Origin of the sequence: Sagittula sp. MA-2 (assembly GCF_030126985.1) — a bacterium.
Lineage (GTDB): Bacteria > Pseudomonadota > Alphaproteobacteria > Rhodobacterales > Rhodobacteraceae > Sagittula.
The window spans coordinates 3,056,653-3,069,986 of the sequence record NZ_CP126145.1; the positions used below are offsets into that span (position 1 = coordinate 3,056,653).

Sequence of the window (13,334 nt, forward strand, 5' to 3'; positions counted from 1 at the left end):
GATACTCTTAACGGCGCAGATTCGGTCAGCTTTGGCCCGGGTGATCGTGGTAAACGCACTGTTGCATACCGAATGAAAGTGAGCAGCACATGGTGAGTTCGAGCAAAATCCTTACGGTTTCTTACGGCACCTTCTCCTGTACGGCCGAAGGTTTCGAGGATCCGCTCGCCGTGGTGAAGGACACGACACACTTCTTTCGCGGTGTCGTCAACGCCGACCGCTTCTTCGGAGCCGAACCTCCACAGTTCGATCCGGAACTCGCGACAGAGATGATGCGCGCCCGGCTCGCTGCCGAGGGACAGGAAGGCACGCTCACCCTCGGGTCCGCGGCGGCCGCCTCCTCCGGTGCCCTGGCTGCCGCCCTCGCCGCCGGCCCTGCCCGCGCCGCGACACATCAGGCCGAGGCCTTCGACGACGACCGCGACAGCGCCGGTCTTCTGCCCGACGACGACACGATCGAGGCGACCGCCGTTCTGACCGAACGCACCGTCGACCTCGAAGAAACGGACATGACTGGCGCTGCATCCGGGATCATGGACCACACGGCGGCCTCGCCCGCCCCGGAGGTCTCCGCGCCTGCTCCGCGGACCTCCCCCTCTGAAAGCGTGGCGGCCAAGCTCGACCGCATCCGCGCCGTGGTGGCCAGCACCGCCGCCGCGGAGGACGCCCGCGCCGCGGCCGCCGCGCAGGACGCCGAAGCCGAAAAGGCCGATGACGCGGCAGAGCCCGTCACAGGTTTCGAGGACGAGCCCGCCTTCGTCTCCGAGGTCGAGCTGGAACCCCACCTCGACGCCGATGAGGCGCCGGACACCGCCGACGCGGTGGAAGACACGCACGCCATTGCCGAGGAGGACGCGGCAGAGGACGACAGCACAGATCCGGAGGAGGCAGCCGCCTTCGACGCGACTGACCACCTGGCGGACGACCTGTCCAAACCGGAGGTTGCCGGGGAAGATACCTACGACGAAGACATCGAGGATGTCGACGACGACGCCCTGTCGGCCCTTCTGGGTGAACTGGAAAGCGACTCCCGAAACGCTTCCGTCTTCTCCGACAAGTCCCTGGCCGACGACATGTCCGCCGCGCCGGTCTCCGAACCGATGGACGACAGCGTCTTTGCCGACAGCATCGCCAGCCTGCTGGGCGAATCCGCCGAAGACGAGGACGACGACGACACGCTCGCCGCCGATCCCTCCATCGCCGCCGCCCTCGCCGGTCTCCACGCCTATGACGAGGACGACGAGGATGAGGCCGTCACCGACGAAGACGCGGCCTACGACGACACGGACGACACCGACACCCCCTACGCCTCCGCCGATGTCGACAACGTCTTTGCCGAGGACATGGCCGACGAACCGCATGACGAACCGGCGCCGCAGCCCCGCGCCCGCGTGGTGAAGGTCAAGCGCGCCGATTTCCTGCGCGCGGTCGAGGCCGGCCACATCGAAGAGGTCGAGGACGACGAGGACACCGCAGCCGCACCGCCGGCGGTCCCGATGTCCGACCTCAGCACCCTCTCGCCCGAGGAAGAGGAAGAACTCGCCCGCGAACTCGCGGCGGTGAAGGCCGAACTCACCGGCGAATTCGACGACTGGGACGAAGAGGACGACGAAATCGACAGCGCCGCCCTGGCAACCGCCGCCACGACGCTGCCCGAGGACGAGGACGACAGCTGGGACGCTCCCTACGCCGCCGCCGTCACATCTGGCGACAACGCCTTTGACGAGGACGACGAGACCTATCTCTCCGACGACGGGATGGACGATTACGAGGACGACGAGGAAGACGATGAGCCGCGCGCAACCGCGCCGCTGCGCCTCGACAACCCCGTCTCCACGCCCCACGCCGAAGACGACGCGGCGGGCGACGATTCCCTCTCCGCCCTGATCCGCGACTCGGCCCGCAAGACGGTGAAGATGGCGAGCCCGGCCCGCGCCCTCCTGACGGAGCGCGAGGTCAAGGACGTCGATACCCTGCGCCTGATGGACCAGACCGACACGGAGATGGACGAACCCGAGGGCAGCCGCCGCCGCACCGCGATCGCCCACCTGCGCGCCGCCGTCGCCGCGACCAAGGCCGACCGCCTGCTCGGTCGCCGTGCCGACGCCGCCGAGGAACAGGAACCCTACCGCGAGGATCTGGCCAACGTGGTCCGTCCGCGCCGCCCGCAGGCCACCGCCACCCGCACCGAACGCCCCGCCGAGGTGCAGCCTGTCACCCGCCCCGCGCCGCTCAAGCTGGTGGCCGAACAGCGGGTCGAGGACCGCATCGGCGGCAATACGGGCGCGCCCACAGGCCTGCCCCGCACGGTGCCGGTCCGCCCGCGCCGCGTCCGCCGCGCGGCCGACCTCCAGCCGCAGGAAACGCAGGAGGATGCCGCCTCCGCCGACGGTTTCGTCGCCTACGCCGAGAAGGTCGGCGCCAGCGACCTGCCGGAGCTTCTAGAGGCCGCGGCGGCCTACATGGCCTACGTCGAAGGCCGCGACCAGTTCTCGCGCCCGCAGCTCATGTCGACCGTGCGCTTGGCCGAGGCCAGCGAATCCAGCCGCGAGGACCGGCTGCGCAGCTTCGGGCAGCTCCTGCGCGAGGGGAAGATCAAGAAGACCGCCGGGGGCCGCTTCACCGCCTCCGAACGGATCAGCTTCAAGCCCGACCGCGCCGCGGGCTGATCCGCCGCCACGGCACCCGGACACAAAGACGCCCCGCCGGTCATCCCGGACGGGGCGTTTTCATTTTCCAGGCCGGCAAGGACCGAAGCGGACCATCACGGGATGGTGGGCGGGGCGCCTTTGCCGTCAGGCAAACAGCGCCCGCCCGGCGTCACTCCTCGTCGCGCGGCGCGTCCGGGTCGGCCTGCCCCACGCCGCGAAAGACGAAGCGGAAGGGCACCGCCCAGAGCACGCCCAGCACCACGTAGACCAGGAACTCCAGCCAGATCGCCGGACGGTCCAGCCAGTTCACCAGCGTCACCGCCGCCACCACGTAAAGCGGCATGCCGATCACCAGGATCACCAGCGACCACCGCCGCCGCGCTTTGTAGGACAGGGCCATGCGCTCAGTCCGCGAACGGGTCGGTCACGAGGATCGTGTCCTCCCGCTCCGGCGAGGTCGAGAGCAGTGCCACTGGGCAGCCGATCAGCTCCTCCACCCGGCGCACGTACTTGACCGCGGCGCCCGGCAGGTCCGCCCAGGACCGCGCGCCCTCGGTCGATTCCGACCAGCCTTCCATCTCTTCGTAGACCGGCACGCAGCGCGCCTGCTCTTCCGAGGCGAAGGGCAGGTAATCCAACCGCTTGCCGTCGAGGTCGTAGCCCACGCAGATCTTCAGCGTCTCGAACCCGTCCAGCACGTCCAGCTTGGTCAGCGAGATGCCGTTGACGCCGCTCGTCGCGCAGGTCTGGCGTACCAGCGCCGCGTCGAACCAGCCGCAGCGCCGCTTGCGGCCCGTCACCGTGCCGAACTCGTGGCCGCGCTCGCCCAGCCGCTGGCCGTCCGCATCGTGCAGCTCCGTGGGGAACGGACCCTCGCCCACCCGCGTGGTGTAGGCTTTCACGATGCCCAGCACGTAGTCGATGGCGCCCGGGCCGATGCCCGTCCCGGTGGCCGCCTGCCCGGCGATCACGTTGGACGAGGTGACAAACGGATAAGTGCCAAAGTCGATGTCCAGCAGGGCACCCTGCGCCCCTTCGAACAGGATACGCGACCCGGAACGACGCTTTTCGTTCAGAACCTTCCACACCGGGGCCGCATAGGGCAGGATCTCCGCCGCGATCTCCTTCAGCGCGGCGATCAGGCCCTCGCGGTCCACCGGCTCGATGCCCAGGCCCTTGCGCAGCGGATCGTGGTGCTGCAGCGCCCGGTCGACCCGCGCGACCAGCGTCGCCTCGTCCGCCAGATCCGCGACACGGACCGAGCGGCGCCCGACCTTGTCCTCGTAGGCGGGGCCGATGCCGCGCCCGGTTGTGCCGATCTTCGTCCCCTTCGAGGCCGCCTCTTCCCGCGCCCGGTCCAGTTCGCCGTGGATCGGCAGGATCAGCGGCGTGTTCTCGGCGATCATCAGCGTCTCGGGCGTGATCTCGACGCCCTGCTCGCGGATCGTCGCGATCTCCTTGACCAGGTGCCAGGGGTCCAGCACCACGCCATTGCCGATCACCGACAGCTTGCCGCCGCGCACGACGCCGGACGGCAGCGCGTTCAGCTTGTAGACCTTGCCGTCGATCACCAGCGTGTGGCCCGCGTTGTGGCCCCCCTGGAAACGGCAGATCACGTCGGCGCGCTCGGACAGCCAGTCCACGATCTTGCCTTTGCCCTCGTCGCCCCACTGGGCGCCCACGACAACCACGTTTGCCATATCCCCGAGTCCCTCCGGTGTTCTCAAACCCGCGCACGTATAACGTCGGTGCCCGGGGCGCGAAACCGCAAAATGTGCGGCATCCCGCCCGCTTCCGCATGCCACGGGACTGGACAGCCGCCGTGGCAAGGGCCACCTAGGCCAAAACCAGACGGAGACGCCCATGTCCTTCTTCGCCCGCTGGCTCTTTGCCTTCCTGCTGCTGGCCGCCACCTACAACCCGACGCCATGGAACTACACCCGCTGGGCGCTCGCCAACTACGAAGCCCAGCTACCGCTCACCGTGCTGCTGGGGCTCCTGCTGTTCGTCGGCTACGTCATCTACCTGCGCGCGACCCTGCGCTCCATCGGCGCCTTCGGGATGATCCTCGTGCTGGCGATCGTCGGCGCGGCGCTCTGGGTCCTGTGGGATGTCGGGCTGATCGACCTGTCGGACCCGGGCTTCGCCACATGGATCGCGCTCCTCGCGCTCTCGGTGGTGCTGGGCATCGGCCTCAGCTGGTCGATCATCCGCCGCGCGCTCTCCGGCCAGGTCGATACCGACGACGTGGAGGAATAGGCGGGCGGGCGCTCTCGGCGCAGGGCGGAACAGGGCCGCCCCGGCCCGTTTCGCCGCCCCCGCGACCTGCCGTCACCCGTCATCGGCTTGCGCATGCCGGCTCATTCCCCTACATGACCGCAAACCCAAAGCGTGACCGCGAGCACCAATGCAAAACGTCATCCTCATCATCCACCTCCTTCTCGCCCTCGGCCTGATCGGAGTCGTGCTTCTCCAGCGCAATGAAGGGGGCGGCCTGGGTATGGGCGGCGGTGGCGGTCCGGCGGGCGCCCGCGCGCCCACCACGCCGCTGGCAAAGGTGACTTGGGTGCTGGCCATCGCCTTCATCGTCACCTCGATCACCCTGACGATCATCGCGGCGCAGAACTCTGCCGGGACCTCGATCCTCGACCGTCTCGCACCCGCGGGCCGCTCAACGCAGGAAGAGCCCGCGACCGCGCCCGGCGGCGACATCAACACCGACGACCTGCTGGCGCCGCCGTCCTCGGGCGGCAACACCGACGCGCCGCTGGTCCCCAGCGCGGACTGACACGCGCCACAACGGCGAAACGCATGACAAAAGGCGGCCTCCGGGGCCGCCTTTTCCGTTTCGTCTGTATGCCCGGCGACTCAGCCGAAGTCGAAATACCCGTCCCCTGTGCCGAAGGCATCGAAGCCCGGTCCGTCCTCCACGTCAGCGGCCGGGTAATCGTCCATGCCGCTTGAGCCGCCGGTCTGGACGGAGGTCACGAAGACCGGCTTCACCTTCACCGCGTCACCGTCGCCCCCGTTGTCACGGAAATCGAAACCGTCTTCGTCCTCGCCGAGAAAGCGCCGCACCGGCACATAGCGATACTCGTTGTCGTTGCCCGCCGCGGCACCCGCCGTGCCGCCCTCGCGGTACTCGATCACCTCGGTCTCTGTGCCCAGCCCGGACACGTCGGAGAATCCCCCCAGCGCGCTGCCGCTTTCGCTATAGGTCCCGGTGATCTTTCCGTAGTTCAGTGAAAACTGTTCCATACTCATGCCCTGCTTCGAAAATGTCTGGTTCGGTCAATGCGGCGATCCTGCCGCATGTTTTGCCGCAGCGACAGTCCGTCATTCCCGACCTTGAAGCGCACCGGCTGCACGCAGCCCCGCCAACCCGGCAGACCCACGCCCGCAAGACCGGCAAGACCCGGGCGCCCCGGCCCGCCACACCGCAGAACACAGCCCGGTCACGCCCCGACGGCACGATCCCGACCTACAATCCCTTGCACCGCCCCCCGCCGGGGCCAACAGCATATTGCGCCCCGGCTGGACTTTCCGGTCCGAATCCGCTATACGCCAAATCCCGTGTTGCAGCCGATGACACATGCGGTACAAGCCGCCTGTCCAACGGCTGATCACCCGGTCGGACGACACTCGAAAGACCGGAAATACAGGCAAAGACACGGGGTTTCCTGATGGCGCGTTTCATCTTCATCACCGGCGGTGTGGTCTCTTCGCTCGGCAAGGGACTGGCTTCCGCCGCGCTGGGGGCGCTGTTGCAGGCAAGGGGCTTCTCCGTCCGTCTGCGCAAGCTCGACCCCTATCTGAACGTCGATCCGGGCACCATGTCGCCCTTCGAACACGGCGAGGTCTTCGTCACCGACGACGGCGCAGAGACCGACCTCGACCTCGGGCACTACGAACGCTTCACCGGCGTTCCGGCCCGCATGACCGATTCCATCTCCTCGGGGCGGATCTACACCAACGTGCTCGAAAAGGAGCGCCGCGGCGACTACCTCGGCAAGACGATCCAGGTGATCCCGCACGTCACCAACGAGATCAAGGACTTCATCTCCATCGGAGAGGACGAGGTCGACTTCATGCTTTGCGAGATCGGGGGCACCGTCGGCGACATCGAGGGGCTGCCCTTCTTCGAGGCCATCCGCCAGTTCTCCCAGGACAAGCCGCGCGGCCAGTGCATCTTCATGCACCTGACGCTGCTGCCTTACATCAAGGCCAGCGGCGAGCTTAAGACCAAGCCCACGCAGCACTCCGTCAAGGAACTCCGTTCCATCGGTCTCGCGCCCGACATCCTTGTCTGCCGCTCCGAAGGGCCCATCCCGGCGAAGGAGCGCGAGAAGCTGGCGCTGTTCTGCAACGTCCGCCCCGACAGCGTGATCGCCGCGCAGGATCTCAAGTCGATCTACGAGGCGCCCATCGCCTACCACCGCGAGGGGCTGGACCAGGCCGTGCTCGACGCCTTCGGGATCACCCCCGCGCCGAAGCCCAACCTCGAAAAGTGGGAAGACGTCAACGACCGCATCTTCAACCCCGAGGGCGAGGTCACCGTCGCCATCGTCGGCAAGTACACCCAGCTCGAGGACGCCTACAAATCCATTGCCGAGGCGCTGACCCACGGCGGCATGGCGAACCGCGTCAAGGTCAACGTCGAATGGGTCGACGCGGAACTGTTCGAGCGTGAGGACCCCGGCCCCTACCTCGAGAACTACGATGCCATCCTCGTCCCCGGCGGCTTCGGCGAACGCGGGACGGAGGGCAAGATCAAGGCCGCGCAATACGCACGCGAGCACAAGATCCCCTACCTGGGCATCTGTCTGGGTATGCAGATGGCGGTGATCGAGGCCGCCCGCAACGTCGCGGGCGTCAAGAAGGCCGGCTCCGAGGAGTTCGACCACGAGGCCGGCGAAAAGCGGTTCGAGCCGGTGGTCTACCACCTCAAGGAATGGATCCAGGGCAACGAGAAGGTCAACCGCCGCCCGGACGACGCCAAGGGCGGCACCATGCGCCTCGGCGCCTACGACGCCGTGCTGACCGAAGGCTCCCGCGTGGCGAAGGTCTACGGCCGCACGACCATCGACGAACGTCACCGCCACCGCTACGAGGTCGACATCAAGTACAAGGAGGCGCTGGAGGCCTCCGGCCTGCGCTTCTCGGGCATGTCCCCGGACGGCCGTCTGCCGGAAATCGTCGAATGGCCGGACCACCCGTGGTTCATCGGCGTGCAGTTCCACCCGGAGCTGAAGTCCAAACCCTTCGACCCGCACCCGCTGTTCCGGGACTTCGTGCGCGCGGCCAAGGAAGTGTCGCGGCTGGTCTGAACCGGCCTGGGCGGGGCGTGCCAAGGCTCTCCCGCCCGTCGACTGTCCGGTCACCTGGCCGAAGACCAGACCTGAAACGTGAACGCCCCGGGGCACGTTCTGCGACGTGTTCCCCGGGGCGTTCTCTTTCCCCGCTCTGCGGTTTTCCGGGCGGTCCGGGTGCCCTCGGCGGCCCGGTTACCAGAACCTTGACGAAAAACCCGGAACCGTGACGCAGCGTCACGGTCCAATGGTTAAGAACCGGCCGGTTAGACCCCTCGAACCGGCCGGTTCGCCCCTTCCAGCCCATCAACCTTTGTTGGAAAGGGGTTAAGTTCGTGCCCGATCGCCCGCCCCGGGGCCCCGTTGCACGACATCGCGCTCAGCGTTAACGGCGCTCAGGTCCGCCAGACCTCGCCAGTCCGCGCGTTGATCACATAGACCTGCTTCCCCGCGCCGTTGTCACAACTTACACGGTACACGTGTTCCGCCGGAGTCGGCGCGACGGCCTTCACCTCGACGCAGGTGAAACCGCTCGACGCGATCATGTAGTCGGACAGCGCGTGCATGTCCGCCCGCGTCAGCGACGCCACCGCGCCGGACGAAAACCCCAGAACAACCGTGGAACACAGGACGATATCGAGGATTCTTTTGTACATTGCTCTCTGCCTCTTCGGTTCGTTTCCTTGAGGCTTACAATGCAAGACGGCAAAATCTGGGCAGAGCAGACCGCCCCGAGGCAACCTCAAGGTTGCATTTTTTGGGTGTTGTCATATCAACCGGAGATTGCCGCAATGTCGGGACGTGCGTGTTTCCGGCAGTTTCACCGGCCCCTTGCCGTACCCGCGAGGCCTGCCGGGATCCGGTATGCCCTGCCGATCCGGCGGGCAGTGCCAGACCTTCGAAGCCGCATCCAAGCAAAATCCAAAGCACTGAAAAATATGGATTTATATACGGGCCGCGAAGCCCGTACACTTTCTGCCCCCATCCTTGCAAAGTCACTGCACATCCAGCCGGCCCGGCAAATTCCGGTCGCACCGCGTCAGAACACTTGCCCCGGCAGAGGGCGCGCCTTACGCAGCATCCATGCTGTCCTATCAACACGCCTACCACGCCGGGAACCTGGCGGACGTCCACAAGCACGCCGCGCTGGCGTGGGCGCTGGACTACATGATGAAGAAGCCCAAACCGCTCACCTACATCGAGACGCACGCCGGGCGCGCGCTCTACGATCTGGGCGGTGAGGAAGCGCAGAAAACCGGCGAGGCGGCGCAGGGCATCGCGCGGCTGCCGAAGCAGATCCCCGCCACGCATCCCTATCGCGTTGCGGTTGAGCAGGTCCGCACGGCCCATGGCCCGAACGCCTACCCGGGATCGCCGATGATCGCCCAGACCCTGCTGCGCGACGACGACCGCCTGCACCTCGCCGAACTGCACCCGCAGGAACACGCCGCCCTCCGCACAGCCCTCCGCTCCCCCACCACCCAGATCTACAACCAGGACGGTTTCGAGCTCGCTCTGTCGCTCACCCCGCCCGATCCGCGCCGGGGCCTGATGCTGATCGACCCGAGCTGGGAGGTGAAGTCCGACTACGTCACCGTGCCCCGCACCGTGCAGGCCATCGCGGCCAAGTGGAACGTGGGCATCGTCATGATCTGGTATCCGATCCTGACCGAGAAACCACATCTGCCGATGATCCAAACGCTTCAGGCCGCCTTCCCCGATGCGCTGACGCACGAGGTCGCTTTCCCGCCCGCGCGCGAAGGGCACCGGATGGTCGGCTCCGGCCTGTTCGTCATCAACCCGCCCTGGGGGCTGGAGGCAGAGTTGCAACACCTCTCCGGAAGTTTGTTTTCCGACCGGAAACCGCCCCGGCGCAGCGGGCGTTGAGAGTATCCTGACCGCCGACAACACGGGGGATTCCATGTTCGAACGCCTGACAACCTTCTTCCGCAGCAAGCCGGCCACACCTGAACCGCTGCCGGAACTGGACGCGAAATACGCGCTGGGGACTCTGCTGGTTCGGGTGGCGCAAGCGGACAGCGCGTATCTCTTCGAGGAAATCGAGCAGATCGACCGGACGCTGGCCGAGTGGAACGACCTCAACCCGGTCGAGGCCGCCAAGATGCGGGCCATGTGCGAGCGGCTGGCCCACACGATCGCCGACGATGCAGAGCTGGCCGGGCTGATTCGCAACCACGTGGACTACGCTCACCGGCTGGAGGCCGTGCAGGCGCTGTGGCGGGTGGCGCGTTCGGACGGCATCACCGATACGCGCGAACAGGCGCTGGTCGATCTCGTGGAAACCCACCTGGGCATCGAACGGATCGATTCCGAGGAAGCGCGGCTGGCCTCTGTCATTCCGTGATCCGCCGCGCGGGACACCACTTGCCGCCACCGGGAGAGAGGTTATATCCCCCTGATGTTCGCCGATTTTCTAAAAAGACTCACCGATCCTCAGCCCGCGCAGCTTCCGGATGAAGATGCCCGACTGGCCCTGACGGCGCTGTTGGTTCGGGTCGCCCGCGCCGACGGTGTCTATGACAGTGCCGAAGCGCAACGCATCGACCGGATCACCACCGCGCGCTACGCGCTCAGCCCCGAGGCTGCGCAGGACCTGCGCGCACAGGCCGAAGAGCTCGAGTCGCAGGCGCCCGACACCGTCCGCTTCACCCGCGCCATCAAGGATGCCGTGCCCTACGACCAGCGCATCGCGGTGATCGAGGCGCTCTGGCTGGTGGTGCTGGCGGACGACGACCGCGACGCCCGCGAAGATGCGCTGCTGCGGCTGGTGTCGAACCTGCTGGGCATCAGCGACGTTGACAGCGCGCTGGCCCGCCAGAGGGTCGAAGACAGGGCATGATCGCCAGCCTGCCGATGTACTGGCGGCAGGAAAACGCGACGGCGTGGCGGCGGCTGTGGACACTGGTGCGGGACACCTCACCGGGCCTGCCGCCCCTGACCCCGCCCGAAGACCTGCCGCAGGACTGGATGGATCACTGGCGCGCGCCGGACCTCGCCCTGTCCCAGACATGCGGGCTGCCCTTTCGCGCCGCCCTGCACAGGTCCGTCGACTACGTGGGCACCCTCGACTTCGACCTGCCCGACACGCCCCCCGGTCACTATTACTCCGTCGTTCTGACCCGCATCGGCGAGGACCGACCGGAACAAAACCTGCGCCTTGCCTACAATTCCGCCGACAGCCAGTCCGGCTGGGCGGCGACTGAGGGTGCCCCGTTCGCCGCCTGCATCCCAACCGGCGCGCACCGTGCGTCGGCGAAGGCCGTGGCGCAGGGTGCGGCGGACGTGGCCTTTGTCGACGCGGTGACCTGGCGGCTGGTGGAGGCATACGACCCGGATCTGGCCCAACGGCTGGCCGTCCGGCGACGCACGCGCCCCACCCCCGGCCTGCCCCTGATCGCGGCGCTCGGGTCCGACCTCTCGCCGCTCAGGGAGGGCATCTCCCACGCGCTCGACCGGCTGACCGCCGAGGACCGGCATGCGCTTGGCGGGCCGCGCGGGCTGGTGGTCCTGGAGGTGGATGCCTATCTCGCCCTGCCCATCCCGGCGCCGCCGCCTCTTTGACGAAACGTCAGCGGCGCGTTTTTGCCCTCTGCCCTCTTGCCAAGATCACGTGATTGCGCGTTGATACCCGGCAACGCGCCAGACCGGACCCGCAAGAGGCCTTCTTGACCGAAACACCCGTCATCGAAATCCGTAATCTTCACAAGGCGTACGGCAGTCTCGAAGTGCTGAAGGGCGTGGATGTGACCGCCCGCCGTGGGGATGTGGTGTCGCTGATCGGATCGTCCGGGTCGGGAAAGTCCACGCTGCTGAGGTGCTGCAACCTGCTGGAAGACAGCCAGCAGGGCGACATCGTCTTCAAGGGCGAGCCGGTGCACTGGAAGGGGTCGGGCCACGCCCGCAGGCCGGCCGATCCGAAGCAGGTGCTGCGCATACGGACCAACCTGTCGATGGTGTTTCAGCAGTTCAACCTCTGGTCCCACATGACCATCCTGCAGAACGTGATGGAGGCGCCGCTGACCGTGCTGGGCCGCCCGCGCGACAAGGTGGAGCGCGCCGCCCGCGGCTACCTCGACAAGGTGGGGATCGGTGACAAGTGCGACGCCTTTCCCGCCCAGCTATCGGGCGGCCAGCAGCAGCGCGCCGCCATCGCCCGCGCCCTGTGCATGGAGCCGGAGGCGCTGCTGTTCGACGAACCGACCTCCGCGCTCGACCCAGAGCTGGAGCAGGAAGTGGTGAAGGTCATCAAGGCGCTGGCCGAGGAAGGCCGCACCATGCTGATCGTCACCCATGACATGAAGATGGCCTCTGACGTGTCGGACCACGTGATCTTTCTGCACCGCGGTCTGATCGAGGAACAGGGCCCGCCGGAGACGCTCTTCGGTGCACCGAAATCGGAACGTCTGCAGGGGTTCCTGCAGTCGACCGTTCATGCGTGAGGCGGCAACGACCGTCTGACCACATACGCCGGGCCGGACCAAGGGACGGGACCCGGGAAACTCAGGGAGCAAGACATGAAGAACCTTCTGATCGGAACCGCGGCGCTGGCGATGATGGCCGGTGCAGCCATGGCCGAGAGCCACTCCGTCGTGCGCATGGGGACCGAGGGCGCCTACCCTCCGTACAACTTCATCAACGACGCCGGCGAGGTCGACGGCTTCGAGCGCGAACTGGGTGACGAGCTCTGCGCGCGCGCCGAACTGACCTGCGAATGGGTGACGAACGAGTGGGATTCGATCATCCCGAACCTCGTCAGCGGCAACTACGACACGATCATCGCCGGCATGTCGATCACCGACGAGCGCGACGAGGTCATCGACTTCACCCAGAACTACACCCAGCCGGACCCGTCCGCCTTCCTCGCCATGGACGGCACCGAGCTTGACCTCGAAGGCGGCGTGATCGCGGCGCAGGCCAACACGATCCAGGCCTCCTACGTGGCCGAGCAGGGCGCGACCTTGCTGGAATTCGCCACCCCGGACGAAACCATCGCCGCCGTGCGCAACGGCGAGGCGGACGCGGTTCTGGCCGACCGGGCCTACCTCGAACCGATCGAGGCAGAGAACGCGGACCTCGTCTTCGTGGGCGAGAACGTCCTGATCGGTGGCGGCATCGGCCTGGGCCTGCGCGAAAGCGACGGCGAGCTGCGCGAGAAGTTCGACGCGGCGATCCAGTCCATGAAGGACGACGGCTCGCTGAACGAGCTGATCGCCAAGTGGGAAATCGGCGAAGGCTTCTGATCCGAGGACGGGCCGCGCGTCCTGCGCGCGGCCCCTTTCTCAGCCAAAGCTCGGATCTTCGAAGGCCGGAGGCAGAAAGCCGAACGAGGGGTCTTCGAAAACCGGCGGCGGGT

At 67.1% G+C, this 13,334-nt stretch carries 14 protein-coding genes; 10 read left to right on the forward strand and 4 right to left on the reverse strand.

Translation table 11 applies throughout. From position 1 onward, the window contains the following. Positions 1–89: 89 nt before the first annotated feature. Positions 90–2,669: a hypothetical protein gene (locus QNI11_RS14785; RefSeq protein WP_283980691.1), complete on the forward strand. Its 2,580-nt coding sequence runs from the start codon at positions 90–92 to the stop codon at positions 2,667–2,669. A gap of 151 nt (positions 2,670–2,820) precedes the next feature. Here QNI11_RS14785 and QNI11_RS14790 read toward each other — a convergent pair whose 3' ends face one another. Continuing rightward, entirely contained in the window at positions 2,821–3,051 is a 231-nt protein-coding gene (locus tag QNI11_RS14790) for a DUF2842 domain-containing protein (protein ID WP_005856814.1), read from the reverse strand. 4 nt (positions 3,052–3,055) lie between these two features. After that, positions 3,056–4,351: an adenylosuccinate synthase gene (locus QNI11_RS14795; RefSeq protein WP_283980692.1), complete on the reverse strand. Its 1,296-nt coding sequence runs from the start codon at positions 4,349–4,351 to the stop codon at positions 3,056–3,058. 163 nt (positions 4,352–4,514) lie between these two features. Here QNI11_RS14795 and QNI11_RS14800 point away from each other — a divergent pair, with 163 nt between their 5' ends. Beyond that, positions 4,515–4,910 (forward strand): DUF6524 family protein, encoded by a 396-nt coding sequence (locus tag QNI11_RS14800; RefSeq protein ID WP_283980693.1) that lies wholly within the window; start codon positions 4,515–4,517, stop codon positions 4,908–4,910. Between the two features lie 148 nt (positions 4,911–5,058). Then, positions 5,059–5,439, forward strand: a complete 381-nt coding sequence (gene secG, locus QNI11_RS14805) for a preprotein translocase subunit SecG (protein WP_283980694.1) — start codon at positions 5,059–5,061, stop codon at positions 5,437–5,439. Positions 5,440–5,519: 80 nt separating this feature from the next. Here the strand turns inward: secG and QNI11_RS14810 are convergent, their stop codons facing one another. Beyond that, positions 5,520–5,915 (reverse strand): hypothetical protein, encoded by a 396-nt coding sequence (locus QNI11_RS14810; RefSeq protein ID WP_283980695.1) that lies wholly within the window; start codon positions 5,913–5,915, stop codon positions 5,520–5,522. Between the two features lie 419 nt (positions 5,916–6,334). Here QNI11_RS14810 and QNI11_RS14815 point away from each other — a divergent pair, with 419 nt between their 5' ends. Further along, positions 6,335–7,978, forward strand: a complete 1,644-nt coding sequence (locus QNI11_RS14815; protein WP_283980696.1) for a CTP synthase — start codon at positions 6,335–6,337, stop codon at positions 7,976–7,978. 377 nt (positions 7,979–8,355) lie between these two features. Here QNI11_RS14815 and QNI11_RS14820 read toward each other — a convergent pair whose 3' ends face one another. Then, on the reverse strand, positions 8,356–8,616 hold the full coding sequence (locus QNI11_RS14820) for a hypothetical protein (protein WP_100929851.1): 261 nt from the start codon (positions 8,614–8,616) through the stop codon (positions 8,356–8,358). A 427-nt stretch (positions 8,617–9,043) separates the two neighbouring features. Between QNI11_RS14820 and QNI11_RS14825 the strand changes: the two genes are divergently transcribed. The 6 genes from QNI11_RS14825 (at position 9,044) to QNI11_RS14850 (ending at position 13,221) form a co-directional block, all read left to right on the forward strand. Next, a complete protein-coding gene (locus QNI11_RS14825; protein ID WP_283980697.1) occupies positions 9,044–9,847 on the forward strand; it encodes a 23S rRNA (adenine(2030)-N(6))-methyltransferase RlmJ in 804 nt (267 codons plus the stop codon). Between the two features lie 34 nt (positions 9,848–9,881). Next, entirely contained in the window at positions 9,882–10,325 is a 444-nt protein-coding gene (locus QNI11_RS14830; RefSeq protein WP_283980698.1) for a TerB family tellurite resistance protein, read from the forward strand. A 54-nt stretch (positions 10,326–10,379) separates the two neighbouring features. Then, the gene (locus tag QNI11_RS14835; RefSeq protein WP_283980699.1) at positions 10,380–10,820 is read left to right on the forward strand and encodes a TerB family tellurite resistance protein; all 441 of its coding nucleotides are present in this window, start codon (positions 10,380–10,382) and stop codon (positions 10,818–10,820) included. Then, positions 10,817–11,542 (forward strand): phosphate/phosphite/phosphonate ABC transporter substrate-binding protein, encoded by a 726-nt coding sequence (locus QNI11_RS14840; protein ID WP_283980700.1) that lies wholly within the window; start codon positions 10,817–10,819, stop codon positions 11,540–11,542. The genes QNI11_RS14835 and QNI11_RS14840 overlap by 4 nt, the downstream gene beginning before the upstream one ends. 104 nt (positions 11,543–11,646) lie before the next feature. Further along, the gene (locus QNI11_RS14845; protein ID WP_100929846.1) at positions 11,647–12,420 is read left to right on the forward strand and encodes an ABC transporter ATP-binding protein; all 774 of its coding nucleotides are present in this window, start codon (positions 11,647–11,649) and stop codon (positions 12,418–12,420) included. 75 nt (positions 12,421–12,495) lie between these two features. Then, positions 12,496–13,221: a transporter substrate-binding domain-containing protein gene (locus QNI11_RS14850; RefSeq protein WP_100929845.1), complete on the forward strand. Its 726-nt coding sequence runs from the start codon at positions 12,496–12,498 to the stop codon at positions 13,219–13,221. The last annotated feature ends 113 nt before the right edge of the window (positions 13,222–13,334 follow it).

Excerpts from the sequence above, each read along its gene's own strand:
- QNI11_RS14785 (WP_283980691.1), top strand. The coding sequence starts at position 90 with ATGGTGAGTTCGAGCAAAATCCTTACGGTTTCTTACGGCACCTTCTCC.
- QNI11_RS14790 (WP_005856814.1), bottom strand. The coding sequence starts at position 3,051 with ATGGCCCTGTCCTACAAAGCGCGGCGGCGGTGGTCGCTGGTGATCCTG.
- QNI11_RS14795 (WP_283980692.1), bottom strand. The coding sequence starts at position 4,351 with ATGGCAAACGTGGTTGTCGTGGGCGCCCAGTGGGGCGACGAGGGCAAA.
- QNI11_RS14800 (WP_283980693.1), top strand. The coding sequence starts at position 4,515 with ATGTCCTTCTTCGCCCGCTGGCTCTTTGCCTTCCTGCTGCTGGCCGCC.
- secG (WP_283980694.1), top strand. The coding sequence starts at position 5,059 with ATGCAAAACGTCATCCTCATCATCCACCTCCTTCTCGCCCTCGGCCTG.
- QNI11_RS14810 (WP_283980695.1), bottom strand. The coding sequence starts at position 5,915 with ATGAGTATGGAACAGTTTTCACTGAACTACGGAAAGATCACCGGGACC.
- QNI11_RS14815 (WP_283980696.1), top strand. The coding sequence starts at position 6,335 with ATGGCGCGTTTCATCTTCATCACCGGCGGTGTGGTCTCTTCGCTCGGC.
- QNI11_RS14820 (WP_100929851.1), bottom strand. The coding sequence starts at position 8,616 with ATGTACAAAAGAATCCTCGATATCGTCCTGTGTTCCACGGTTGTTCTG.
- QNI11_RS14825 (WP_283980697.1), top strand. The coding sequence starts at position 9,044 with ATGCTGTCCTATCAACACGCCTACCACGCCGGGAACCTGGCGGACGTC.
- QNI11_RS14830 (WP_283980698.1), top strand. The coding sequence starts at position 9,882 with ATGTTCGAACGCCTGACAACCTTCTTCCGCAGCAAGCCGGCCACACCT.
- QNI11_RS14835 (WP_283980699.1), top strand. The coding sequence starts at position 10,380 with ATGTTCGCCGATTTTCTAAAAAGACTCACCGATCCTCAGCCCGCGCAG.
- QNI11_RS14840 (WP_283980700.1), top strand. The coding sequence starts at position 10,817 with ATGATCGCCAGCCTGCCGATGTACTGGCGGCAGGAAAACGCGACGGCG.
- QNI11_RS14850 (WP_100929845.1), top strand. The coding sequence starts at position 12,496 with ATGAAGAACCTTCTGATCGGAACCGCGGCGCTGGCGATGATGGCCGGT.